This is a genomic window from Pseudomonas silensiensis, from assembly GCF_050434865.1.
GTDB lineage: Bacteria > Pseudomonadota > Gammaproteobacteria > Pseudomonadales > Pseudomonadaceae > Aquipseudomonas > Aquipseudomonas fluorescens_W.
Map to the genome: position 1 here is coordinate 43,632 of NZ_JBNDJH010000031.1, position 23,433 is coordinate 67,064.

General features: G+C 60.0%; 21 protein-coding genes and 1 pseudogene. 11 read left to right on the top strand and 11 right to left on the bottom strand.

From position 1 onward, the window contains the following. The first annotated feature begins 147 nt into the window (after positions 1 to 147). The 5 genes from QF010_RS30405 to QF010_RS30425 all read left to right on the top strand — a co-directional run bounded on the left by QF010_RS30405 (position 148) and on the right by QF010_RS30425 (position 5,896). Entirely contained in the window at positions 148 to 1,671 is a 1,524-nt protein-coding gene (locus QF010_RS30405) for a family 2 encapsulin nanocompartment cargo protein terpene cyclase (protein WP_429534553.1), read from the top strand. 149 nt (positions 1,672 to 1,820) lie between these two features. Continuing rightward, positions 1,821 to 3,647 carry a glycoside hydrolase family 15 protein gene (locus QF010_RS30410; protein ID WP_429534554.1) on the top strand — a complete coding sequence of 609 codons (1,827 nt, stop codon included), beginning with the start codon at positions 1,821 to 1,823 and terminating at the stop codon, positions 3,645 to 3,647. Positions 3,648 to 3,937: 290 nt separating this feature from the next. Continuing rightward, complete coding sequence (locus QF010_RS30415; RefSeq protein ID WP_429534555.1) at positions 3,938 to 4,321, top strand: hypothetical protein; 384 nt, start codon at positions 3,938 to 3,940, stop codon at positions 4,319 to 4,321. Between the two features lie 11 nt (positions 4,322 to 4,332). Continuing rightward, positions 4,333 to 4,965 carry a BRCT domain-containing protein gene (locus tag QF010_RS30420; RefSeq protein WP_429510707.1) on the top strand — a complete coding sequence of 211 codons (633 nt, stop codon included), beginning with the start codon at positions 4,333 to 4,335 and terminating at the stop codon, positions 4,963 to 4,965. A 28-nt stretch (positions 4,966 to 4,993) separates the two neighbouring features. Then, positions 4,994 to 5,896, top strand: a complete 903-nt coding sequence (locus tag QF010_RS30425; protein ID WP_429510708.1) for an alpha/beta fold hydrolase — start codon at positions 4,994 to 4,996, stop codon at positions 5,894 to 5,896. Here the strand turns inward: QF010_RS30425 and QF010_RS30430 are convergent. After that, positions 5,865 to 6,848, bottom strand: coding sequence for a GlxA family transcriptional regulator (locus tag QF010_RS30430; RefSeq protein ID WP_429510709.1), 984 nt, complete (start codon positions 6,846 to 6,848; stop codon positions 5,865 to 5,867). The genes QF010_RS30425 and QF010_RS30430 overlap by 32 nt on opposite strands. Before the next feature lie 90 nt (positions 6,849 to 6,938). Here QF010_RS30430 and inhA point away from each other — a divergent pair, with 90 nt between their 5' ends. Then, a complete protein-coding gene (gene inhA, locus QF010_RS30435) occupies positions 6,939 to 7,634 on the top strand; it encodes an isonitrile hydratase (RefSeq protein ID WP_429534556.1) in 696 nt (231 codons plus the stop codon). Positions 7,635 to 8,292: 658 nt separating this feature from the next. On the opposite strand, the gene QF010_RS30440 is transcribed toward inhA, so the two are convergent. Further along, positions 8,293 to 8,781, bottom strand: coding sequence for an SRPBCC family protein (locus QF010_RS30440; protein WP_429534557.1), 489 nt, complete (start codon positions 8,779 to 8,781; stop codon positions 8,293 to 8,295). 197 nt (positions 8,782 to 8,978) lie between these two features. On the opposite strand from QF010_RS30440, the pseudogene QF010_RS30445 reads away from it, so the two are divergent. From QF010_RS30445 to QF010_RS30455, 3 genes and pseudogenes are all read left to right on the top strand, one after another. After that, a pseudogene (locus tag QF010_RS30445) lies at positions 8,979 to 9,125 on the top strand (ADP-ribosylglycohydrolase family protein); the annotation flags it as partial. Between the two features lie 55 nt (positions 9,126 to 9,180). Then, positions 9,181 to 9,579, top strand: coding sequence for a GFA family protein (locus tag QF010_RS30450; protein ID WP_033061168.1), 399 nt, complete (start codon positions 9,181 to 9,183; stop codon positions 9,577 to 9,579). A gap of 60 nt (positions 9,580 to 9,639) precedes the next feature. Continuing rightward, positions 9,640 to 10,041 (top strand): lysozyme inhibitor LprI family protein, encoded by a 402-nt coding sequence (locus tag QF010_RS30455; RefSeq protein WP_429534558.1) that lies wholly within the window; start codon positions 9,640 to 9,642, stop codon positions 10,039 to 10,041. Positions 10,042 to 10,207: 166 nt separating this feature from the next. On the opposite strand, the gene peaD is transcribed toward QF010_RS30455, so the two are convergent. The 4 genes from peaD to peaA all read right to left on the bottom strand — a co-directional run bounded on the left by peaD (position 10,208) and on the right by peaA (position 14,769). Then, positions 10,208 to 11,326, bottom strand: coding sequence for a quinohemoprotein amine dehydrogenase subunit beta (gene peaD, locus QF010_RS30460; protein ID WP_033061171.1), 1,119 nt, complete (start codon positions 11,324 to 11,326; stop codon positions 10,208 to 10,210). Positions 11,327 to 11,351: 25 nt separating this feature from the next. Continuing rightward, positions 11,352 to 11,675, bottom strand: coding sequence for a quinohemoprotein amine dehydrogenase subunit gamma (qhpC, locus tag QF010_RS30465; protein ID WP_008027961.1), 324 nt, complete (start codon positions 11,673 to 11,675; stop codon positions 11,352 to 11,354). Between the two features lies 1 nt (position 11,676). After that, complete coding sequence (peaB, locus tag QF010_RS30470) at positions 11,677 to 13,107, bottom strand: quinohemoprotein amine dehydrogenase maturation protein (protein ID WP_010458403.1); 1,431 nt, start codon at positions 13,105 to 13,107, stop codon at positions 11,677 to 11,679. Positions 13,108 to 13,188: 81 nt separating this feature from the next. After that, positions 13,189 to 14,769, bottom strand: coding sequence for a quinohemoprotein amine dehydrogenase subunit alpha (gene peaA / locus QF010_RS30475; protein ID WP_429510714.1), 1,581 nt, complete (start codon positions 14,767 to 14,769; stop codon positions 13,189 to 13,191). A gap of 344 nt (positions 14,770 to 15,113) precedes the next feature. Between peaA and QF010_RS30480 the strand changes: the two genes are divergently transcribed. Then, complete coding sequence (locus QF010_RS30480) at positions 15,114 to 15,470, top strand: hypothetical protein (RefSeq protein ID WP_033061180.1); 357 nt, start codon at positions 15,114 to 15,116, stop codon at positions 15,468 to 15,470. Positions 15,471 to 15,520: 50 nt separating this feature from the next. Here the strand turns inward: QF010_RS30480 and QF010_RS30485 are convergent, their stop codons facing one another. Next, a complete protein-coding gene (locus QF010_RS30485; RefSeq protein ID WP_033061181.1) occupies positions 15,521 to 15,775 on the bottom strand; it encodes a DUF1652 domain-containing protein in 255 nt (84 codons plus the stop codon). 277 nt (positions 15,776 to 16,052) lie between these two features. Between QF010_RS30485 and QF010_RS30490 the strand changes: the two genes are divergently transcribed. After that, a complete protein-coding gene (locus QF010_RS30490) occupies positions 16,053 to 17,543 on the top strand; it encodes an aldehyde dehydrogenase family protein (RefSeq protein ID WP_429510716.1) in 1,491 nt (496 codons plus the stop codon). Between the two features lie 157 nt (positions 17,544 to 17,700). Here the strand turns inward: QF010_RS30490 and qhpG are convergent, their stop codons facing one another. Genes qhpG through QF010_RS30510 form a run of 4 tightly spaced genes read right to left on the bottom strand, consistent with a single transcriptional unit; the run spans position 17,701 to position 23,327 of the window. After that, complete coding sequence (qhpG, locus tag QF010_RS30495; RefSeq protein WP_429534559.1) at positions 17,701 to 19,041, bottom strand: flavin-dependent monooxygenase QhpG; 1,341 nt, start codon at positions 19,039 to 19,041, stop codon at positions 17,701 to 17,703. After that, positions 19,038 to 19,715: a subtilisin-like serine protease QhpE gene (gene qhpE, locus QF010_RS30500; protein WP_033061184.1), complete on the bottom strand. Its 678-nt coding sequence runs from the start codon at positions 19,713 to 19,715 to the stop codon at positions 19,038 to 19,040. The genes qhpG and qhpE overlap by 4 nt, the downstream gene beginning before the upstream one ends. Then, a complete protein-coding gene (locus QF010_RS30505; protein WP_429534560.1) occupies positions 19,705 to 21,423 on the bottom strand; it encodes an ABC transporter ATP-binding protein in 1,719 nt (572 codons plus the stop codon). The genes qhpE and QF010_RS30505 overlap by 11 nt, the downstream gene beginning before the upstream one ends. Continuing rightward, positions 21,423 to 23,327 carry a sigma-54-dependent Fis family transcriptional regulator gene (locus QF010_RS30510; RefSeq protein WP_429534561.1) on the bottom strand — a complete coding sequence of 635 codons (1,905 nt, stop codon included), beginning with the start codon at positions 23,325 to 23,327 and terminating at the stop codon, positions 21,423 to 21,425. The genes QF010_RS30505 and QF010_RS30510 overlap by 1 nt, the downstream gene beginning before the upstream one ends. Between the last annotated feature and the right edge of the window lie 106 nt (positions 23,328 to 23,433).

Consider the following 23,433-nt stretch of genomic DNA (forward strand, 5'->3'; position numbering starts at 1 on the left):
AAAAGTACCCGGGCGTAAGCGTCTGCAACGCCTTGCGGGGCTATCGGAACTGAACTAGATTTTCTATTCCCGAAAACTAGTCTGAAGTTCACTACGAAGTCTGGTCCGAAGTAATGTCCGGTAGCGAAGGCACGCAGGAGTCTTGCTATGGAAGAGTTACTGATTCTGGTCAGCCCGAAAGATCGCCAGACCGGCTTCGCCCCCAAGTTGCAGGTCCATCAACAAGGCCTGCGACACCGCGCATTTTCCATTTTCGTTTTCGATCGTAACGGGCACCTGCTGCTGCAACAACGTGCGCTTGGCAAATACCATTCGGCGGGGCTGTGGACCAATACCTGTTGTGGTCATCCTCGCTTGGGTGAGCGAACGCTCGCAGCGGCGCAACGGCGGTTGCGCGAAGAAATGGGCATCACCTGCAAATTGTTCAAGGTCTCGACACTTCTCTATCACGAGCCCGTCTCGAACCAACTTATCGAGCACGAATACGATCATGTATTTGCTGGCGTCTGCGATATCGATCCCATTGCCAACCCCGAAGAGGCCGAAAACTGGCGATGGATGGATCTCTCGAAGATCCCTGCCGCCATTGATGAGGCACCACAGGCATTCACCGCCTGGTTTCGCAAGATATTCGAACAATTCGGCCTGAACGGCATACGCCAATGGCATGAGCTCGCACGGAGCGGCGCACGGCGCAGCCAGGCAGTCTCGAACTGGCAGGTACCGCCACTGCATTGCGTGGCGCCTTTGCGAATCAATGAAACACTCGCGACAGAAGTCGATGACCGGCTCATGCACTGGATTGAAAAAATCGGCATTTTCGCTGGTCAACAGCAAAAAATTCGTGCTTCGGGATTCGGCCGGTTCGCCATGTTGTGCCACACGGATACTGATAATCCTGATCGCCTGCTTTTATCCGCTCAATGCATCGCTGCGTTATTCGCCGTAGACGACTACTACTGCGACGATGAACGTACCGGATCCATACCGGCACTGGTCGGTCCTCGCCTGTCCGTCGCGCTCGCCGCGCTGGAACCTGTGCATTTGACCGAGGACTATCACCTGAAACTTGAAACTGCCCTGGAAAGCGACCCGGTGCTGGTAGGCCTGCGCGCGTACATGGCACGCGTCGCCGAGTTCGCCACGTTCACCCAGATCGCCAGGGTCCGTCATGAAATCATCGCCATGTTCGTTACCATGACCGCCGAAGCGGCCTGGCGCTTAAATGGCATCACACCTGCCCTCTGGGAATATCTGGCCCAGCGCCAGACCAATAGTTTTCTGCCCTGCATGTCGCTGATTGACGTCATCGGCGGCTATGAACTGCCGGCCAATGTCTATTTCTCTCCCGCGGTGCGCCGCGTCACCACGTTGGCGGCCAGTGCGACAATCATCGCCAACGACCTGTATTCGGCGCCCAAGGAAAACCTTGCCCAAGTCGGTGACTTCAATCTGCCGTTGCTGCTGGCAAACGAGAGGCAATGCACTATCGAACAAGCCATGAAGCTGAGCGCGACCCTTCATGACGACGTCATGCGCCTGTATGAAGCCGCCGAAAAGGAGCTGCTCGTGGATGCTTCGCCCTTGCTCAAGCGTTTTCTGGCCGGCGTGAAAAGCTGGGTGGCAGGAAGTCTGGAGTGGCATCGCCACAGTGGCCGCTACCGGATCTAAGCTATGAGTACATGACTATCTGCCCTATGGGATAAGGCCTGTGGTCGCAGATGAAGATCTTTTCATGGCCGTCTCTGAACTCTCGCCACCGCGTGCCAGTCAGCTAGTTAAGCCCTCTATTCAAGGCCTTTATCCGGAGTTTCGCGGCAATGGCTGATCATCATCCCGAACGACAAAGCGCTATCGATGCCCATGGCATCATCGGCGACATGCGCAGCGCGGCACTGGTCAATGACAAGGGCAGTGTGGACTTTTTCTGCTGGCCGGAATTCGACAGCCCGTCGATCTTCTGCTCGCTGCTGGACACGCCCGAGGCCGGGATTTTCCAACTGTCCCCGGATTTACCCGACGCTCGCCGCGAGCAGATTTACCTGCCCGACACCAATGTGCTGCAAACCCGTTGGCTCAGCGACCGCGCAGTCGTCGAAGTCACCGACCTGCTGCCCATCGGCGACAGCGAAGATGACACGCCGGTGCTGATGCGCCGGGTTCGTGTGGTCAGCGGCCAGGCAACGTTTCACATGCGCTGCGCCGTGCGTCATGACTACGCTCGTGCCAAGACCCGCGCACGCATGGATGAAGAAGACGTGACCTTCGAGGCCGCCGATCAGCCGTCCCTGCGTCTGTCTTCGGATCAGGCTTTACGCATAGACGGCCATGCGGCAGTCGCCGAATTCATCCTCGAACAGGACCAGACCGCCGAGTTCATGCTGGGCGGTATCGATGACCCACGGTTCAAGGAAGGCGCCGCCGCGATCTGCCTGGCACGGACCCTGAAGTTCTGGCGTGACTGGATCGGCCAATCCAACTACCGCGGCCGCTGGCGGGAGATGGTCAACCGCTCGGCCCTGGCGTTGAAGCTGCTGACCTCGCGCAAGCATGGCGCAATCCTCGCCGCCGCCACCTTCGGTCTGCCAGAAACACCTGGCGGCGAGCGCAATTGGGACTACCGCTACACGTGGATCCGCGACGCGTCATTCACGGTATACGCGTTCATGCGCCTGGGCTTCGTTCAGGAAGCCAATGAATACATGCGCTGGCTGCGCGGGCGGGTCAGCGATTGCCACGGCAAGTCCATGAAACTCAACATCCTCTACGCCATCGATGGCCGTCAGGAACTGCCGGAAACCGAACTCTCGCACCTCTGCGGCCATGGCGGCGCAACACCGGTGCGCATTGGCAATCAGGCTTACGACCAGGTCCAGCTCGATATCTTTGGCGAATTGATGGACGCGGTGTATCTGGTCAACAAATACGGCGACGCCATCTCCCATGAAGGCTGGAAACACACGGTGGAAGTGGTCGATCAGGTCTGCGAAACCTGGGAGCAAAAAGACGTCGGCATCTGGGAAATGCGCGGCGAACAGCATCACTTCCTGCACTCGCGACTAATGTGCTGGGTGGCACTGGACCGGGCCATTCGCCTCGCCTCAAAACGCTCACTGCCCGCCCCGTTCGCCCGCTGGGACCAGACCCGACAGGCGATCTACGCTGACATCTGGGAAAACTTCTGGAACGAAGAACGCGGCCACTTCGTCCAGTACATCGGCGGCACCGCCCTCGACGGTTCAATGTTGCTGATGCCGCTGGTGCGCTTCGTCAGCGCCAAAGACCCGCGCTGGCTCGCGACCCTCGACGCCATCGAAAAGAATCTGGTGCGCGACGGCATGGTTTACCGCTATCGCAATGACGACACCCGAATCGACGGCCTCGACGGCACCGAAGGCGCCTTCGCCGCGTGCTCATTCTGGTACGTCGAATGCCTGGCCCGCGCCGGCCGGGTGGAAAAGGCCCATCTGGAATTTGAACAGTTGCTGAGGTACGCCAACCCGCTGGGGTTGTACGCCGAAGAGTTCGACAGCCATGCGCGGCATCTGGGCAATACGCCGCAAGCGCTGACGCATTTGGCACTGATCAGTGCGGCGTGTTTTCTGGATCGGAAATTGAGTGGGGAGAAGAGTTTCTGGCAGCCGTGAAACCAGGTAGCCCCTGTGGCGAGGGAGCTTGCTCCCGCTGGGCTGCGAAGCAGCCTCACTCGGTGTGTCAGATAAAACGCAGCGGCGGAGTCTACGACGGCTTCGCCGCCGAACGGGAGCAAGCTCCCTCGCCACAGGTTTTGCGTAGGCCAAAGCCTTACATTGCTTAAACAAGACCCGCATCCGCCACCGGAAAATCCTTTGTTGCCAGCCGTTACATCCCCCCCTACCATCGACCGTCAACGGGTACAGCGGAGCTGTCCAACAAAACCCGAATTCAAGGAACCAGAATGACCCAGCGCATCCACCGCAGCATTGACACCCCTCTCAGGTCCGGACTGAACCGCGACGAATTGTGGGAAGCCCAAGACAAAGGCCTGATCAAATGCTGGGAAATCGGCCGCCAACGCGCCGCCCGTTTCCCCGAACTCGCCCAACGCTGCCTTGCCGGCGAACTGCCGGTACTGGGCTGGAAAGGTGGCGTCAGCCGCAGCCTGAAAAAACTCGAAAAGTATGGATCCCTCAAATACCTCGCTCAGTGGCAAGGGTTGCGCGGGGAAGATCTGGATGTTGATTTGGGTGAAGAACGGGCGTTGACCTGTTCGCGGACCCACATGGTGGTGACGTTTACGCCGGATCGGTCGAAGTACTTCAATCAAGTTGCGGAAGTCTAGGGAGAAAGGACATGGTCGATTTACATCAGGAATTTCAGAACAGCAGATTCTTCCACGAAGCACGAATCGACCGGCGCTCAGCAGACGCCCTAGTGGGGATCGCCGCGGGGCTCGCTGCCGACGGCACGATCAACCAGCAGGAATCCGAGTTTCTTAAGACTTGGATCGAAACCCATCTGGACCATCTTTCCGATCCGGTCGTAAACATCCTCTACAAACGCCTCGCCAGCATGCTGAGCGACGGAGTGCTTGATACCGAGGAGTCCGCAGAATTGTTGGAGATGCTTCATCAGTTCGCGGGCCTATCACTTGGCTCGGCTCAAACCTTTACTACACCGAGCAGCCTTCCCCTCGACAACCCGGCGCCCACATTGAGTTGGACTGAGCGAGTTTTCCTTTTTACCGGAGTCATGGCGTACGGACCGCGCAAGGACTGCGAATCACTGATTATTGAGCGTGGTGGGCTAATCGGTGGATCCGTCAGCAAGAAGATCCACTACTTGATAGTGGGAAGCATCGGCAATGAGCAGTGGCTTCACAGCACTTATGGAACAAAAATCAAAAAAGCCGTTGAGCTGAGAGAAAACGGCGTCCCCATCGCCATCATCAGTGAAGAGCATTGGCAAAAGGTGCTCTTCGGGTAAGGCCAATGCAGTCACTCTGGAGTGTCGCATGAACAATGAAGCGCTGATCCACTTCACCAAAACTCCAAGTCTGTCGCTCGCCTACGAAGAACACGGCCCCACCACCGGCGACCCGATCATCCTCCTCCACGGCTTCCCCTACTCCCCGCGCGCCTACGACGAAATCGCCCCAGCCCTGGCCGCCAAGGGCTACCGCGTGATCGTCCCGTACCTGCGCGGTTACGGCCCGACCCGGTTCAACCACCCCGACACCCTGCGCTCCGGACAACAAGCCGCCCTCGCTCAGGATTTGCTGGACCTGATGGATGCGCTGGCCATTCAACAAGCCGCTCTGTGCGGCTATGACTGGGGCGGTCGGGCGGCGTGTATTGTGGCGGCGCTATGGCCTGAGCGGGTTCGTTGCCTGGTGACCGGTGACGGTTACAACCTTCAGGACATTCCCCATGCCACCGAACCGTTGGCCCCCCAAACCGAGCACCGCCTCTGGTATCAGTACTACTTCCACTCGCCACGCGGCGTCGAAGGCCTGACGAAAAATCGCCGGGATTTGTGCGAATTACTCTGGAAGCTGTGGTCACCCACTTGGGCAAAAGGTCCTGAGTTGTATCCGTTAAGTGCACCGGCCTTCGATAACCCGGATTTCGTCGAGGTGGTGATTCACTCCTACCGCCACCGGTTCATGTACGCGCCCGGCGACCCGGCGCTGGAGTGGATCGAAGAAGCGCTGACCCGACAGCCGCCGATCAGCGTACCGACGATTTCGCTGTGCGGTGCCGACGATGGCGTCGGACCGGCACCGGAGATAGACGAAGACATCGTCCATTTCACGGGGCGTTATGAGCGGCGAGTGCTGGCGGGCGTCGGGCATAACATTCCCGAAGAAGCGCCCGAGGCGACGGTCAGAGCATTACTGGATCTGCTGGAGGGCTGACGCTGAAACGCTCGCGATAGGCCTGCGGGGTCACGCCCATGGCCCGCAGAAAACTGCGTCGAAGCGTCTCTTCACTGCCGAAACCGCATTGCACCGCCACCCGTTTGATCGGCACGCCGGTATCGCTGAGCAAACGTCGGGCGGTCTCGACCCGAATCAGTTCGATGGCCCGGGCCGGAGTCTGGCCGGTGTCGGCGCGGTAATGGCGGACGAAGCTGCGTTCGCTCATGCCGGCTTGCAAGGCGAGGGTCGGGATGCCCAAGTCCTTGGTGAGGTTTTCGCTGATCCAGGCATGAAGTTCGTCGAAACGGTTGCCTTCCTTTTGCAAAGAGAGGGTCACGCTGAACTGCGACTGCCCGCCGGGTCGTTTCAGGAACACCACCAATTGCCGGGCGACTTCCAGGGCCATCGTGCGGCCAAGATCTTCTTCGACCATGGCCAGCGCCAGATCGATACCGGCGGTGACCCCGGCCGACGTCCAGACCGGACCGTCATTGATAAAAATCGGATTGGGTTCAACCTGCAGCCGCGGATGCTGTTGCGCCAACTGCTCGCAACGGGTCCAGTGAGTGACCACCCGCCGGCCATCGAGCCAGCCGCTGGCCGCCAGCAAAAATGCCCCGGTGCACACCGACGCTACCCGTCGACACCCCGTCGCGTGTTCACGTACCCACGTCACCAGCGGTTCGTCTTGCGCCGCGTCGTAAACGCCCCAGCCACCGGCAATGATCAATGTGTCACTGCCCTCCTCGGGCAACGGCTCGGCCAACAGCGCCAGCCCCGCCGACGACATCACCGCCCCACCGCCGCTGGCAATCACCGACGGCGCATAAGGTGGCGGAAAACCTTGCTGGCGGGAAATATCGTTGGCTGAGGCGAACACCTGCAACGGCCCGGTGACGTCGAGCAATTGCACATTGGCAAACGCGAGCACGTGAATGGTTTTCGGCATGATTGGCGTAATTCGTGGGGTTATTGGCGTATACGCCAAATCCTACGAGCCTAAAGTGAAGCCGTCCACCCACTTCATGAGAAAAATGCCATGACGTTGCAGATCGGTTTTCTGTTGTTTCCACAGGTTCAGCAACTGGACCTCACCGGCCCTTACGACGTACTGGCCTCGCTGCCGGACGTGAAGGTGCATTTGATCTGGAAGGACCTGATGCCGGTCACCGCGAGCACGGGCCTGGTGCTGAAACCGACCACCACGTTCGATGATTGCCCGAAGCTGGATGTGATCTGCATTCCCGGTGGCAGCGGCGTCGGGCCGTTGATGGAAGATGAAGCGACACTGGCCTTCATCAAGGTGCAGGCCGCCACCGCGCGTTACGTCACGTCGGTGTGTACCGGCGCGCTGGTGCTAGGTGCGGCAGGTTTGCTGAAGGGCAAACGCGCCACCACTCACTGGGCTTATCACGAATTGCTGGCGCCGTTGGGGGCAATCCCGGTGAAGGATCGGGTGGTGCGCGACGGCAATCTGTTGACCGGTGGCGGGATCACGGCGGGCATCGATTTTGCCCTGACGCTGGCCGCGGAGCTGTTCGATAAAGACACGGCAGAGCTGGTGCAGTTGCAGCTGGAATATGCCCCGGCGCCGCCGTTTGTGTCGGGCAGCCCTGAGACGGCTCCGGTCAGTGTGCTGGAGGAGGCCCGCAAACGTGCCGCCGGGTCATTGAAACTGCGCTCGGAAATCACTGAACGTGTAGCGGCGAAACTCGATCAGTTGTCAGCACGCTGATCCATCCCGACCGGCAGCCACTGCCTGGTTGCCGTTTCCCCGGCCAAAAATGATGCGCCGACGATTTTCCATCGCCCACAAAAAAACCCGCCTAAGCGGGTTTCTCAAGACCATTTCGACATCCTGTCGGCAGCCATCCTGGCCAATGGTCGATCATCCGTGATCCTGAGCGCTTCCTGCGACTCAGTTGATGGATCCAGAATAAACACATCGGTGAAGGGTAAACAGAGGACATACCAGCGCTCTGGTGTAAGCCATTGCCCATTCAGCCATGAAGCTCTCTTCTGCTACACGAAACTCATCTGCCAAGGCCTTTTCGACAGACCAAAAAAAACCCGCCGAAGCGGGTTTCCCAAGACCATTACGACTCCCTGTCGGCAGCGATTCCTTGCTTATGGTCGATCATCCATGATCCCGAGCACTTCCTGTGCTTCGGTTGATGAAGCCAGATTACGCTTCGGATCCAATGTGCAATAGACGACATAGCTACCATCGCGTGTAGGACATTCGCTATACCTACCCTTCCGAAAACCCTTAGACGACTCAGGTTTTGAGCATTAAACCCGCGAGTTTAGCGGCCTGCAGCTGACCTGCTTCCGCCAGGGTATCGTCGTCGATAAACGCCCAGCGTTTCAACCAAGGTTCGAACATGCAGCCATCACTCTTCCTGACGCTCGCGTTGCCTGGCACTGACTTTGAGGAACTCTTCGATGTTGTTCATCTGTTCATCCCAACCGCGGCTGTCCATACGGAACGCCTTGAGCCTGCGCGTCTGGGGGATGTGATCGAAACCGGACTCAGTGACCTTGAGTAACGTGCCTTCATCCATGTCTTCGAGCTCGAACTTCACCAGCGTGGTGGGTTCCTGGGAGTAATCGAGCTCAGGCTCCACGGCATACGGGTGCCAGCGAAACGAAAACACCCGTTCGGGCTCGACCCGCTCCACCAGTACATTCCACAACAAGTGCTCATAACCCGGGTACGTAATCTGCCCCTGGGTCCACTCACCGGCGACAAAACGCTTGCCCTCCAGCGCCACGCCAAACCACTGTCCGAAGGCTTCGGCATTGGCCAGCACACGCCAGACCTGCGAGCGCGGCGTTTTGAGCAGGATCTTCCTTTCGATGCGATCTGATGCTGGATTCATAAGTCACCTCCTGTACTGAACAGTAGGCCTGTAAGACCACAAGACCAACCCTAAAGTTGTATCAATCGGGTATCGCAATCAACCCTGTACGAAATATTCAGCTGCATTTCAAAGTGTAACTGCTGGTTTGAAAACCAAACGAGTAGACCGAAACTGCTAACGTGAAAAAACGAAATTGACTCAGACAAGGACGATTCATGCAGCTTTCACTGACGGAGCGTTATCGCGGAGCCCTGCTGGGCCTGGCCTGCGGTGATGCCGTTGGCACCAGCGTCGAGTTCCAGCCACGCGGCTCGTTCAAGCACCTGACCGACATGGTGGGTGGCGGCCCTTTCAATCTGGAGGCCACGGCTGACGCTTTGCTGCGGGCAGCCACCCTCACGCAATCAGGAGCACGCGATGAATAGCCTGCATGGCAGTTGCTTGTGCAAAGCCATCGAATACGAACTCGATAGCCTCGACATGCCCATCAGTCATTGCCACTGCCAAACCTGTCGCAAGGCGCACGCGGCGGCATTCGCCTCGACAGCGGGGGTCATGCGCGAACATTTTCGCTGGACCAAAGGGCAGGACCGCCTGAGCAGCTACGAATCGTCGCCGGGCAAGCTTCGGCATTTCTGTTCGGTCTGCGGTTCACACTTGATGGCTGAACGCTTGGCCCAACCCCACGTCATTGTTCGTGTGGCGACACTGGATAATGACCCGAAAATGACGCCTCAGGCGCATATCTGGACATCACATGATGTGCCATGGCTTGGCTATGAATCGATTAAAAAATGCCCTGAATGGCAGGCATAGCCAGGCCCATACATAGCGCTACACTGCCCCCCAACTTTCCACGTCAAAGCGAGAATTCCCATGCTCCCACGCTTTCTCCTGGCACTGACGCCTCTGCTGTTCACTACTGCCGCTTATGCAGTGGACTGCGACAACGCCACCGATCAGGCGACGATGAATCAGTGCGCGGCGCAGCAGCACAAGACGGCGGACAAGGAGTTGAATGCGCTTTACCAGCAGATCAACGAGCGTTTGAAGAGCAACCCCGAAAGCAAAAAGCTGCTGATCGGGGCGCAGCGGTCGTGGGTTGCGTTTCGGGATGCCGAGTGCAAGTTCGCGAGCGCCGGGGTGGAAGGCGGGAGTGTGTATCCGCTGATCTACAGCAACTGTGTGACTGAGTTGACCAAGGCGCGGGTTGAGACTTTCAAGAATTATTTGAAGTGTCAGGAGGGGGATTTGAGTTGTCCTGTGCCTGGGGTTTGATGATTCTGTGACCTTGAGGGCCTCATCGTCGGAACGCCGCCCGGGGCAAGCCCGCTCCCACAGTGGATCTGCGTCGTACACAAATTTTGTGTTCAACATAAACCCATGTGGGAGCGGGCTTGCTCCGGGCGGCGATCCGACGAAGGCGCCAGTTCAGGCACCGAGGTTATCGGACAAATAGCTGTGCGGTCGTGATCGCCATATCCCCACCCGGCAACTTGATGCTGCCAATCTGCTTCATGCTCTCGGGATCAAAGATCGCCACATCGTTAAACGTCCCCGCCAGGTAAATCTTGCTGCCGTCCTTGTTGAACGAAATGCAGTAGTAGGAGTGATCCAGCGTCGCCGCCTGGAGCATTTTCTTCTCCTTGATGTCGTACTTCGCCAAACGGTTGAGCACGCCGAACATCAGGTTCGGATCCTTCGGCGAGCGCATGCCGCTGAAGTAGATTTCCGTCAGAGGGCCGAAGTCGGTGGTTTCGGTCTTGCCGGTTTTCAGATCGATGCTGAACAGCCCGTAGAGGTACTCGGCGGTCAGCGGGTCCTGCTTTTTGTCCTTGAATTTCGCCGCGGTGTAGAGCAGCGAGAAGTCATGGCGATAAGTCTGCTGGTTCCACACGTAGAGCACGTCCGGCGCGCTATAGCCCGGGCGTTTCCAGTGGCGGCTGGGGATCAGCACGTCGAACTTGCCGGTCTTCACATCGACCTTGTAGACATCCGCCCCCGCCACGTACAGCGTGCCGTCGTCACCGCTCTGCATGATGGTCAACTGCCGTGGCGCCGGGAAACTGCGCACGGGTTTGGCGTCCATGCCGGCGTCGGTGGCGTACACATCGAGCCGCGGTTGCTGCACTTCGTAGCGGTCGTTGAGCATCAACGTCGGGTTGGCAATGGTGAACAGTTCCTTGCCGTCGTGGCTGAGGGTGAAGGCGAACATGGACCGCGCTTTCTCCCCCGGTTTCTGGGTGATGCTGGCGTGGAATACCTGCTTGCAGCTGTCGAGTTCGACGCCGTAGACATCCGCGTAGTGATTGTTCAGCACGTAAGCGGTCTTGCGGTCCGGCGACAACTGAACGGTGCCGGGACCGAAGGCATCCGGCATTTTGCAGGTCTTGAACAAGGTGTCGGTAGCCACGTCGATGACGTGCAGGTTGTTCGGGTAATTGGTGGTCAACATGTACTCGTGACCGGTTTCGAGAGCAGTGTTTTCATCGGCCAGAACAGTGAGCGAACAGGCGCTCAGGACGGCGAACGCGGCCAGGCCGCAGGCTTTGATGCTAGGCATGCTGGAATCCTTCTTCTCTGTCCGATCACTTGTCTTTAGGGAAGACAGTGCCAAGGTTGCGCCAGTTGTCGTTGGACGCCTGGGCATCCTTGTTCCAGTCCGGGTAGGTGCTCATCATGTCGGGCACCTGGGCCGGCCACCAGCAAGGGTCGGAACAACCGTAAAGGTCAGCTTCCATCGGCTGGCACAGCGACGACACACCGCCAAAGGCGTCGATTTCCCAACCCGGGTCGGTGGTCGAGGCGCAGCCGGCGACGGAACTCATCGCCACCACTTCTTCGATGCGGTTTTCGGCCGCGGCCTCATCCAGTTTCAGCGCTTTATTATTGATTGCCTTGAGATGTTTCATATCAGTGAGCCTTGCGCGGAGTGATGTAGCTGCTGATAAACGCAGGGTTGTGGGCCATGATCCGGGTGTAGACCTCGATGCCGAAGTCGACCCAGTCACGCATCAGTTCGCAGTAGTGATAGGTCGGGTGGGTCGGGTCACCGTAACGGGCATAGCTCTCGTGGTAGCAGCCGCCGGAGCAGAGATTGCGGATCTGGCAGTCCTCGCAACCGGTGTTGGTGCGGTCCAGGCGCTGGGATAGGAAGTCGTTCAACTCAACCTGTTTCACCCCGCTATGAACGTTGCCGAAAGTCGGCAACGATGAGCCGGTAAAGCGGTGGCACAGATTCAATTCGCCCTTGTGATCCACCGCCAACATCTTCAGGCCAGCGCCGCAAGGCAGGGCTTTTTTGTGGCCTTCGTGGATGTCGGTGATCAACTGGTGCAGGTTGGAGAAACCGATGTTGCGGTGCTCCAGTGCTGCTTCCAGATAGCGCCGGCCGAGTCTCTTCATGCTGGCGAAGACTTCGATCAGTTCGTCGCTGGACAGGTTGAAGGTGCTGATGTCGCCGGAGGTCACCGGGGCAAAGCCGACTTCGGCAAAACCGAGTTCGTTGAACAGGTGATCCCAGATGGTTTCGACGTCGGTGACGCCGGTGGTCAAGGTGACGCGGGCCCCCACCGGACGACTGTTGTAGCGCGACAGCAGCATTTCAGCCTTGCGTCGCACCACGTCATACGTGCCCTGCCCGCCCACGGTGATGCGGTTGCGGTCATGCACGGTTTTCGGTCCGTCGATACTGACTGACAGGCCGAAACGGTGGGCATTCAGATAGTCCACGGTCTCCTCGGTGAGCAGCGTGGCGTTGGTGGTCATGACGAACTCGACGAACTTGCCCGCCTCGCGGAAACGCTTCTCGCAATAGTCGACCATGTACTCGATCAGCTTGCGATTGCTCAGCGGCTCGCCGCCGAAGAACACCACAGTGAAACGCTCTTCGTCCGGGGATTCACGCAGCAACATTTCTACAGAGGCGACGGCCGTTTCCACGTCCATTTTCTTGCCGGCCGACGGCTTGTCCAGGTCTTCCTTGTAGCAGTAGGTGCAGCTCAGATTGCACCCAGTGTTGACGTTGAGCACCACGGTATTGATCGCCGTGCGCTCGACCCGCTTGGTGCCGATGTCGGGGGTCAGCGGCGAGCCGTCGCTGACCAGTTCCAGAGACATCAACTCGCGCAGGGTCTCGGTGATTTCCTCGCCGTTAAAACGCGAAGCCAAACGCTGGATCAGGTCCTCGGACGAACAGCCGGGACCGCGCAAGGTATCAATGATGGTGCCCGTCAGCTCATCGCTGGCGAACAGCGAACTGCTGGGGATGTGAAACAGCATGCGGTCGGCATCGACGTGCACTTCGTGCAGGTTCCGTTCGACCAGATTCAAAATAGCGCCCATTGCAACCTCCTGTGCAAACCCCGATTGGCGGGGCCTGCGATCATTCCGAAAAAGTGTCTGAATCGTTTGAAATCAGCCAACTCATGGAATGGGTGGATTGTTCCAGCGTTGCACGGTGACGATCATGTGGCCTTCGCCGGTCAGGGATTTCCCTGCGTCGTCGACGGCGGCAATCACCTTGAGGTTGCCGGCATTGTTGGTGGACATCTTGCGTTGCGGGTTCGGCCCGGCATCGCCCGGTGTGAACACGCCGCTGTCAGCCTGCATGGTGCCGGCGAACTTGACGTCTTCGTCTTCCTTGGCGCGGTCGTCGAAGGCTTCGACCGACCACTGCGCCGGGAACACGCCGATGCGATATGGCTTGCCGTCGGTGCCCTTGCCCCAGGCTTCGGCATCGAAACGGCCCTGGACTTTCGGTGTCGAACCACCGCCCTCACCGATTCGCGCCACCGAGAACTCAGGCACGACTTTGACTTCAGCGATCTTGCTGTAGACCGACAAGGTCGGGCCTTTCAGCGCGCCGACGGAGACTGCGCGTAAACCAGGCTGGGCATTGGCTGCGGCCTTGAGTTTGACCCGCATGCGCTCCGGACTTTGCTCCAGCACTTCGACCACTTCCACGCCTTTGCCGAAGTTCGGTTTGCCGGTGAGACCGCTGCCGACAAGGGTCACTTCAGTTTCGGCGCCAGCCTTCAGGTAACCCGGCTGCACCGCCAGCAAACGACTACTGCCCTGCTTGGCGGCGACGAAGTCCAGGCCTCGCTCATCATGCTCGGCCTCGAACATCCGGCCCTGCATCGCGTTGCCTTGGGCGGCGAACACCTGGCGCATGGTCACGCCGTCGATGGTCACGTTGCCGCGCCATTCGTAGCCGGTGTAGAGAATCGCGCTGCCATCGCCGTTGAACGGGCTGCCATCGGCGTATTGGCCTTTGACGCTGACCTTGAACGTGTCGCTGCCATCGGCCGTGACGCTCATCACACCGGCCAATTCACCCTTGCCCGGTAAGTGGCCGCTGAAACTCCAGTCGCCCACCAGCGCTTCGGCTTTTGGCGCGGTGCTCAGCCATTTTTTCCAGGCAGGGTTGTCCAGCGGATAACGCTTGGCCAGCAGCGGCACCATGTCTTTGCGGGCAAGGTCGAACCAGTCACGGTCACGGGCCAGCGCCTGGTATTCCAGCGACGGCCATTGGCCGAGGTGGAAGTTCACCAGGCGCTCCCACTCCTGGGCCGGACGCCGTTGCAGGGCGACCCGCGCACCGGAGTGGCAGCGGCCGCACATCTGGCTGGTCTGGTCGTCGAATTTCTCGACGGTATTGAGTCGACGCTCCAGCGCATAACGCACGCCGTCGGTCTCGCTTGGGGCCAGGCCTTGAGTGTCGGCCAGGTATTTGACCAGGGTTCGGCGGTCGCCATCGCTGATCTGCAAACCGTGCATGGTTTGCATGCGGGCGATGCTCATGAGCCAGCCTTCAGGGGTTTTGCGCTGGTGGCTGATGCGGCTCAGGGCGTTATCGGCCTCGGGGGTATGACAGCCCTGACAGGTTTCCTTGAGGATGGTCTGAGCGTCGCGGGCTGCCAGGCTGTAAGGCGAATGCAGCGCCACACAAGCGGCCACGGCCAGCAGACTGGCACTCAGGCCTGATCGGAGTTTTCTCTTCATCAACGTCGAACCTCGCACGGTGCTTTCTTATTTTTGTGGCTTATCGTTTTTATGGTTTCTGCCGTCGGCGGCGCACCGCTGACGGAGGCAAGAGAAACGTCTGCGATGAGCAATACACGGAGCGTGCCAGCTTGCCGATTGGCTTTTAAATCAATATGTTGCGTAAAGACGAGCGCTTTTCGCCATCGCTGAACGAGATCGCCTGCGTCTAATATCGCGACAGTTGTTGCAGTCTGAGACAAGCATAGATGGCCTGACCGGAACAGCTCATCGGCCGACGATTGACGACGCCCCCCTGCAAGCGCGAAATGGGTGTTCACCGATTGCCACCAGGGGATAAAAAAATGGCAAGCATCACTGTCCTGGCGGGGGACTTTCTGCAGGGTGATGGAGAGTACAGAGACGGCGTTTTCACCCTCAGAACGTCGCTTCACCCATGGCCCGGCATTACCCTTCCGCTCTCATCATTCAAGCGCGTGGAAGTGGCCAACGAGGATTCGATCAACAACATCAAGGATGCCATCGGCTTTGGCGTGGCCGGGGCCATGCTGTTGGGCCCCATCGGCGCAATCGCCGGGTTCATGCTGGCCGGCAAGGAAACCGAAGTGACCTTTCTGGCGACGCTCAAGGACGACAGAAAGCTATTGGTTGCCGTGGATGGCAACACGTTCGAAGAAATTTCCCAGAAGTTTGCAGCCTGAATAATCGGCGCAGGCCGCACCGCCTTCCAACGGTGCGGCGTGACGCCGGTTCAGGGATTAAAGGTGGGGTGAATGCCTTTATGCACGTCGATCTCGTGGCGCATGTCCGCTACCAGTGACGCGATCGCGTGGGGGCTGTCCAGGGTCCACAGCGGAACATGGGTGGCCACCAGATCCACTTTGCCGGTCATGCAATCACAGACCCGAATCGTCAGAGACTGGTCTGCCTCCATGTTGCATGTGCAAACGGACGGCAGAAAACTGTGTTCAATGATGTTTTGAATTTCCAGGGTTGAAAGGAACATCGTTACCTCCCTCACAGCAGATGTATTGCCGGATGAACGGTCCGTCATTTCACCCACCGAGCCTGAAAATTCTAATCCTCATTAGTGGGGGCCTCAAGGTCGCCACCCGGTTGCTCGTCGTCTCATGGTTGTCGCAATTTGCAACAAATCTCACAGCGTTCGCGATTCCCTTGAGTACCCCAAAACCCCGCCGACCAAGGGCTGCCTTGCCTTTCAGGCTACTTGGCACAGCCATTGCGAAACCTCTGTTCTCACAAACAACAAGAGGTTTCGCCAAATGCCCCTCCCTCATCTGCTTCCCGCCACCTCGGCGTTCATCCAGCGCGCTCCGCGCATGCTCATCGGCGGCGATTGGGTCGAGGCCGCCGACGGCCAGACCATGCCCCTGCACAACCCGGCCACCGGCGAAGTGCTGTGCGTCGTGCCACGGGCCACGCCTGAGGATGTCGACCGCGCCGTGCTCGCCGCCCGTCAGGCCTTCGATGATTCAGCCTGGACCCGCACCCGACCTCGGGAGCGGCAGAACCTGCTGTGGAAACTCGCCGACCTGATGGAGCGCGACGCCGAACTGCTGGCGCAACTGGAATGCCTGAACAACGGCAAAAGTGCGGCGGTGGCCCAGGTGATGGACGTGCAACTGTCCATCGACTTCCTGCGCTACATGGCCGGTTGGGCGACCAAGATCGAAGGTTCCAGCGTTGAAGTGTCGTTGCCGTTAATGCCCAACGATCAGTTCCACAGTTTCATCCGCCGCGAAGCGGTGGGCGTGGTCGGCGCCATCGTCGCCTGGAACTTCCCGCTGCTGCTGGCCTGCTGGAAACTCGGCCCGGCCCTGGCCACCGGTTGCACCGTGGTACTCAAACCTGCCGACGAAACCCCGCTGACCGCGCTGAAACTCGCCGAACTGGTGCTGGAAGCCGGTTACCCCGAGGGCGTGTTCAACGTAGTCACCGGCACGGGCATCACCGCCGGTTCCGCCCTGACGCACAACCCGCTGGTGGACAAGCTGACCTTCACCGGCTCCACCGCCGTGGGCAAGCAGATCGGCAAGATCGCCATGGATTCCATGACCCGGGTGACCCTGGAACTGGGCGGCAAATCGCCGACCATCGTCATGGCCGACGCCGACCTGAAGAGCGCCGCTGCCGGTGCCGCCAGCGCGATTTTTTTCAATCAGGGCCAAGTGTGCTGCGCAGGCTCGCGGCTGTATGTGCAGCGCAAGCATTTCGACAATGTAGTGGCGGACATCGCCGACATCGCCAATGCCATGAAACTGGGTAATGGACTGGACCCAAGCGTCGAGATGGGGCCGCTGATCTCGGCGCGTCAGCAGGAGCGGGTTTACGGGTACATCGAAAAAGGCCGGGAAAGTGGTGCGACCATCGCTTGCGGTGGCGAGCAGTTCGGGCCGGGGTTCTTCGTCAAACCGACGGTGATTGTCGATGTCGATCAGAAGCACTCGCTGGTGCAGGAGGAGATCTTCGGGCCGGTGCTGGTGGCGATTCCGTTCGATGATGAAGCCGATGCGTTGCGCATGGCCAATGACAGTCCGTATGGGCTTGGGGCAAGTATCTGGTCGAACGATCTGGCGGCGGTGCACCGGATGATTCCGCGGATCAAGTCGGGTTCGGTGTGGGTCAATTGCCACAGCGCGCTGGACCCGGCATTGCCGTTTGGTGGGTACAAGATGTCGGGAGTTGGGCGCGAGATGGGGTATGCGGCGATTGAGCATTACACCGAGTTGAAGTCGGTGTTGATTAAGTTGTAGGTTTTGGGGGGATGGATTGGTGTTGGATTTAAAATCCACCCCTCACCCCAGCCCTCTCCCCAATGGGGAGAGGGGGAAAGGGAGCCGATCTTCATGGTTTTCAGAACCAGAGTTCGACTCGATATTTCAGGTCGATGCGGTTCCAAGAACACCTCGGTCAGTCCCCTCTACCCTCTGGGGCGGTCCGACGTTTCGGGAGGGTTAGGGTGAGGGGTCGATATCCCTGACTCAACAACCAACTGCGAACCACCCGTCCCTGCTCCACCGTCAACCCCGCCAACGCCTGCTCGGCCGGCTCGGTCCGCAACCGCCGCACCAACGGCGCCAACTCAACCCCTTGCACATGCCAGATCCCCAGCGGCTGATCCGCCGTGATCACCACCTCGGCCTCATCCACAAAACCCTCTTTCAACACCGGCGCACATTCAATCCTCAGCGCGGAAAAATCCGCCTCGGCATGCGCCACCTCAGCATCCGGCCACTGCCGCCGCGCCTGCCAGAATGGCTGCTGCAACCAACGCTGCTCATCGGCATAAAAATCCCGCCCGATCCGCGCAAAACGCAAAAACAACTGCTCCACCCGTTGCTGATGGAAGCGCTGAGCCAGCGCCGCTCGCTCGGGTTTACGCAACAACGTATTGATCACCGTCGGCGCCTGTAACGCCGAGGACAAGGACTGGAAAATCCCGTTGCCCGACAGCGGATCCACCGCCATCGCCGCATCGCCGACCCGTATCCAGTTATCACCACACACCTGCGGGCAAAGAATCGCCGTGCTGCTGCGAGCATGCAGCTGTAGATCGATCTCAGGCCCGGCACCGAAAAACGCCCGCGCCAACGCCGAGCCTTGGCGCCGTTGACGACAGTAATCGAGCAACTGCGCCTTGCCCGGCAATTCAGCACTGGCCACGTCCACCGTCCACTGCCAGTAACACTGACCGTCGGCTCGCCGGGCCATCCAGGCCCAGCCGTCCTCAAGACTTTCCACCGCACTGGCGGTACTGCCCGGCGTACCTTGCCAGCGATTGAGCAAACTGACCGTCTCCGGCCCGCGCAGGCCTTTGCCCAGCGCTGGTGCCTGACGCCCACGCGCCTCAACCAGAAAATCCGCCAGCAGCGCCTCGCGCCCTTCGACCTCGATCCGATGCCCCGAAGCCAATGTCTGAACGGTCAGCACTCGGCCTTCGATCAGTTCAACGCCAGCCAGGCGCAGGTCCTCGCGCAAGCCACGATCAAAGCTCGGGCGATCCAGTAAAAATTCGATGTTTTGCGCATGCTGCTGACCGTTCCATGACACCTGTCGTTGGGACGGCAGCGCTGCATCCGCCAGCGCCTGATGCAGCCCCGCGCCACGCAACGCCTCCAGCACCCGTATGGAAACGCCTTCCAGCGCCGCAAACCGCCGCCATTCGCTGACCAGCGTTACGGGATAACCGAGCCGACGCAAACCCAAGGCAACCGCTGCTCCGGCAGGCCCTGCGCCAAGAATCAAAATCATGGTCCGAAGCGCCGTTCAGGGCCGCGATAGCGGGCATTCTCCCGCAGCCACTCGATGACCTGTTCGTTGCTCGCCTCGGGATGTGCAACCAGGAAACCCGCAATGTGCCCGCTCAACGCCGCACACCCAAGACTGGCACCGGACTGCCCCGGATAGGTGCCATGCACACACGCGGCGAAATCCGCCTGAGCACTGTTGAGCCACGACCATTCCTGTTCGGCGCAACGTGCGTCGCCGGTGACTCGCAGCACCTGTGGATAATTCGCCGGAAACACGCCCTCGCCCTGCGCCGGACTGGACGCACACAGCAAAACACCTCGCGCCACCGCCGCCGCACAGGCTTCACGCAACAGGCTGCGGTCCTGACGCAGACCGAGGCTCAAATTGATCAGTCGAACGTCCTGCGCCACCAGCCAATCAATCGCCGTGGCGATCTGCAACGCGCTGGTGACCCCTCGCTGGTCGAACACCTGAGCGATGCAAAATACCGCCGACGGCGCCCGTCGACCAATAGCCTCGACCACCGCACTGCCGTGGCCCAGCGGATCGTCGCGCAAGTCGCTTTCGGCCAGGCCATCCTCCAGCAACGAGAAGCGCCGCCCGGCGATCACCTGCACCCGCTGCGCCGCCGAGTGACCGCTGTCCACCACGCCAATCCGCAGCTCAGGCTTCATGCAGCACCGTTTTTGAAGTGAGTACGCCGTCGAGCAATTCAAAGCGCAAATCGGCATCCGCCAAGGTTGAAGGACGGTGGCTGATGAGGATCCGCGTACGCCCGGCAAACAGTCGATCGATGGCTTCGATGACTTCGCGCTCGGTGGCTTCATCCACCGCCGAAGTCGCTTCGTCCAGCACCAGAATCAATGGATCCTGCAACAGCGCCCGGGCGATGGCGATGCGCTGTTTCTGCCCGCCGGACAGCTGCTGACCGCGCTCACCCAACGGGCTGTCGAGGCCTTCGGGCAACGACTCGATCAGGCTGTCGAGTTGCGCCAGCCGCGCCACCTCGGCAATCGCTTCACGGCTGGCGTCCGGCACCGCATAGCCCAGGTTGTCGGCAAGGCTGCCGCGAAACAGCACGATGTCCTGACTGACCACGGCAATCCGCCGACGCAATTGGAACAGGTCCAGTTCGCGCAGATCGACCTCCCCCAGCAACACCCGGCCCGACTGCGGATCGTGGTGCCGTTGCAGCAGGTCGATCAGGGTCGATTTACCGACCCCGGAGCCGCCGCTCAGGGCGACTTTCAAACCGTAGGGAATTCGCGCTTCGATGCCGCGCAGGGTTGTCGGGCGACCGGGATGGCTGAAATGCACGTCCTCGAAACGCAGCTCGCCGGAAGCCGGCATCGGTTGGGGCGTGACTGGCGTGAGAACGGTCGGTTCTTCGCCGCGCAACTCCATCACGCGACCGAGGCTGACGGTCATTCGCTGAATCGCGACATAGAGGCCCAGCAGGCTCTGCACCGGTCCGACGGCCATGCCCAGGTAGGTGGAAAACGCGATCAGCGCGCCCAGTTGCCAGGTCCCCTGCACCACCCAATATCCGCCGATCAGGAACGCGCAGGCGCGGGACAGAGACGTCAGTGTGCCCGGCACCGCCTGAGTGAAAAACTCGGTGACTTGCAGGCGCAGCAACTGGCTCATGTAGCCTTGGCCCAGCGTCTCCAGGCGCCGCGATTCACGCTGTTGCTGGCCGGCAGACTGGATGAACTTCATCACCGGCAAGGTCTCGACCATGAACGAGGACATGTCCGCCGAGCGCTCGCGCAATTGCCGCACATCGCGCTCGACCTTGCGCCGCATCCAGCGCAGCCAGAGCACGTCGAGGGGAATCAGCACCAGCGCCAGCAACGAGAGTTTCCACGACAGGGTCAGTAGCATCGCCACGGCGCAGACCAGACCGATCACGCTCGACACCGCCGAGAACAAGGAGTCCACGGCAAAGCGCTGGATCTCTGCGACGTCGCCATCGAGGCGTGACATCAGGTCACCAATGCGGCGCTGGCCGTAGAAACTCGGCGAGAGGGTTTGCAAATGTCGATAGAGGTCGTCGCGCAGGGCGAACAGAATCCGCCCGGACAGTCGCGTGTGCAGGTAACGGTTGATCCCCGACAGCGCAGTGCCCAACAACCCGGCGACGATCATCAGCCCGGCGATCAGCACCAGCATCGGAAAGTTGCGTGCGAGCAAACCATCGTCGATCAGCAGTTTGGTCAGCCAAGGCTGGACCAACACCAGCAACGAGGCGCAAACCGATAACCCGAGCAGCCCGGCAATCGCCAGACGATGCGGCCGCACGAAGCTGTAGAGCCAGCGCAATGCCGCTTGCAGTGCTTCGGGGTTCTGGCTGTCGATCAGCCGGACGATCAAGCGCTGCATCACGAGCGCAACTGTTTGAGCTTGCGATACAAGGTCGCACGGCTGATGCCCAAGGCGTCGGCGGCGGCCGAGACGTTGCCCTGGTGAGTGTCCAGGGACTGGCGAATCAGTTCCAGTTCGTTTTCGCGAATGCTGCCGGCCTGAGGGCGTTCGGTAGCGCTCAACTCGTCGAGCATGCTGTCGGGCAAGTGGTCGAGGGTGAGAACGGTGTCCCCCGGCTCGCGCATGGCCAGCGCGGTGCGCAGGACCATTTCCAACTGGCGGATGTTACCCGGCCAGTGATAGCCGCCGAGCAAGCGGTTCAAATCGTCATGCAGGACCATCGTCGGCGCATCCAGCTTGGCCAGCAGGCGAGTGACCAAACCGCTGAAATCCTCACGTTCGCGCAGGGCCGGGAGCATTACGCTGATGCCGTTGACCCGATAAAACAAATCCTCGCGGAAGTGTTTTTCTTCGACCAGTCGCTTGAGGTCGCGGTGTGTGGCGCAGATCAAGGCGACGTCGATGTCTTGCTCTTCGCCGGCGCCTAACGGTGCCACTTTGCGGTCCTGCAACACCCGCAACAGACGGGCCTGCAAGGCCAGCGGCATGTCGCCGATTTCATCGAGAAACAGGGTGCCGCCATGGGCCTGTTGCAGACGACCGATCATGCCGCCACGACGCGAGCCGGTGAATGCGCCTTCGCGGTAGCCGAACAATTCCGACTCGATCAGGCCTTCGGGGATCGCCGCGCAGTTCACCGCAACGAAGGGTTTATCACAGCGGGTGCCGGCCATGTGCAGGGCGCGGGCGATGACTTCCTTACCGGTGCCGGTTTCACCCAGCAGTAACACGGGCAGCTCATTGGCCAGGCCTTGACGCGCCATGCGCAAGGCTCGGGCATAACGGACATTGCTGCCGGCCAGGGATTCGAGATCCGGTTGTGGCTTGGCGGTTTTCGCTGTGCTGCGCGGCGGCGTGCTGACGTTGATTGAACGCTGCGGCGCACGCAGGGTTTTGTAGAAGAACTCGCCTTTGGCCGTTTGCAAACTGCCGACACCGCCCTGATGCAGACGCGACAGCAGTTGCAGGCCATCGACGCCCAGAAACTCTTCACAGCGTCGGCCGACCAGCGCCGAGCGCTCGGCGTGGAGCAACTGACAGGCCTGGGCGCTGACCGCGAGAATCTGCCCGCCGAGGCTCACCGCCAACAGGCCCTGCCAAGGGGATTCGAGGTATTGCCGACGGCTGTGGAAGGCGAGGACGATCTCATCCGGATAGCTTGAGTTAAAGACGCGACTTTCGATCTGGCTGACAGCCATGGCCAGCAACGCGGTGCTGTCATGCACGCGGCCCAGCGGGCCTTCGCGGGTCAGGTCGAGTACGCCGAGGATGTCGCCTTGGGGGCAATGGATCGGCACCGAGGTGCAGGAGAAATCGGTCAGGCGATCGAGGTAATGTTCACCGCAATCAATCATGGTTGGCCGGGCTTCCACCAGTGCGGTGCCCAGCGCGTTGGTGCCGCGAGCGGCTTCGCTCCAGCAGGCGCCAAGGGTGATGTCTTGCAGGCCGCTGCCCTTGAGACGGTCGGCACGACCTTCGACGGCGAGGATGGTGGCGTCGGAATTGGCGAGGATGATCAGCCCTTCCTTGCCCTGGCGTTCGGCCAGGTAATCGATGGCCGGCAATGCCGCGTCGATCAGCAGCCGATTGCTCGCCAACAGCACATCGAGGCTCGCGCTCGATTCCAGCGCCAGCTCGTGCTTGGCATTGAAATGCACGCCATGGCTGAGGCTACGCCGCCACGACGCATCGATTTCCGCCCGCAACACGCCATCCGGGACTTCGCCCTCGAGGTGGAGTTTTTCCCGGGCCAGCCGGGCTTCGCGGTGCAGTCTGGGTGGAGTTGTTTTTATTAGCGTCATCAAGCGCTCCGGATCGGTCCGCCCTGCGCTTTTTCAAGTTCAGCGCCCTGCCGCAATCTTTACGTTAACGTCAGGGCAATGGCAAGTGCCTTACGGCGCTTGTGTT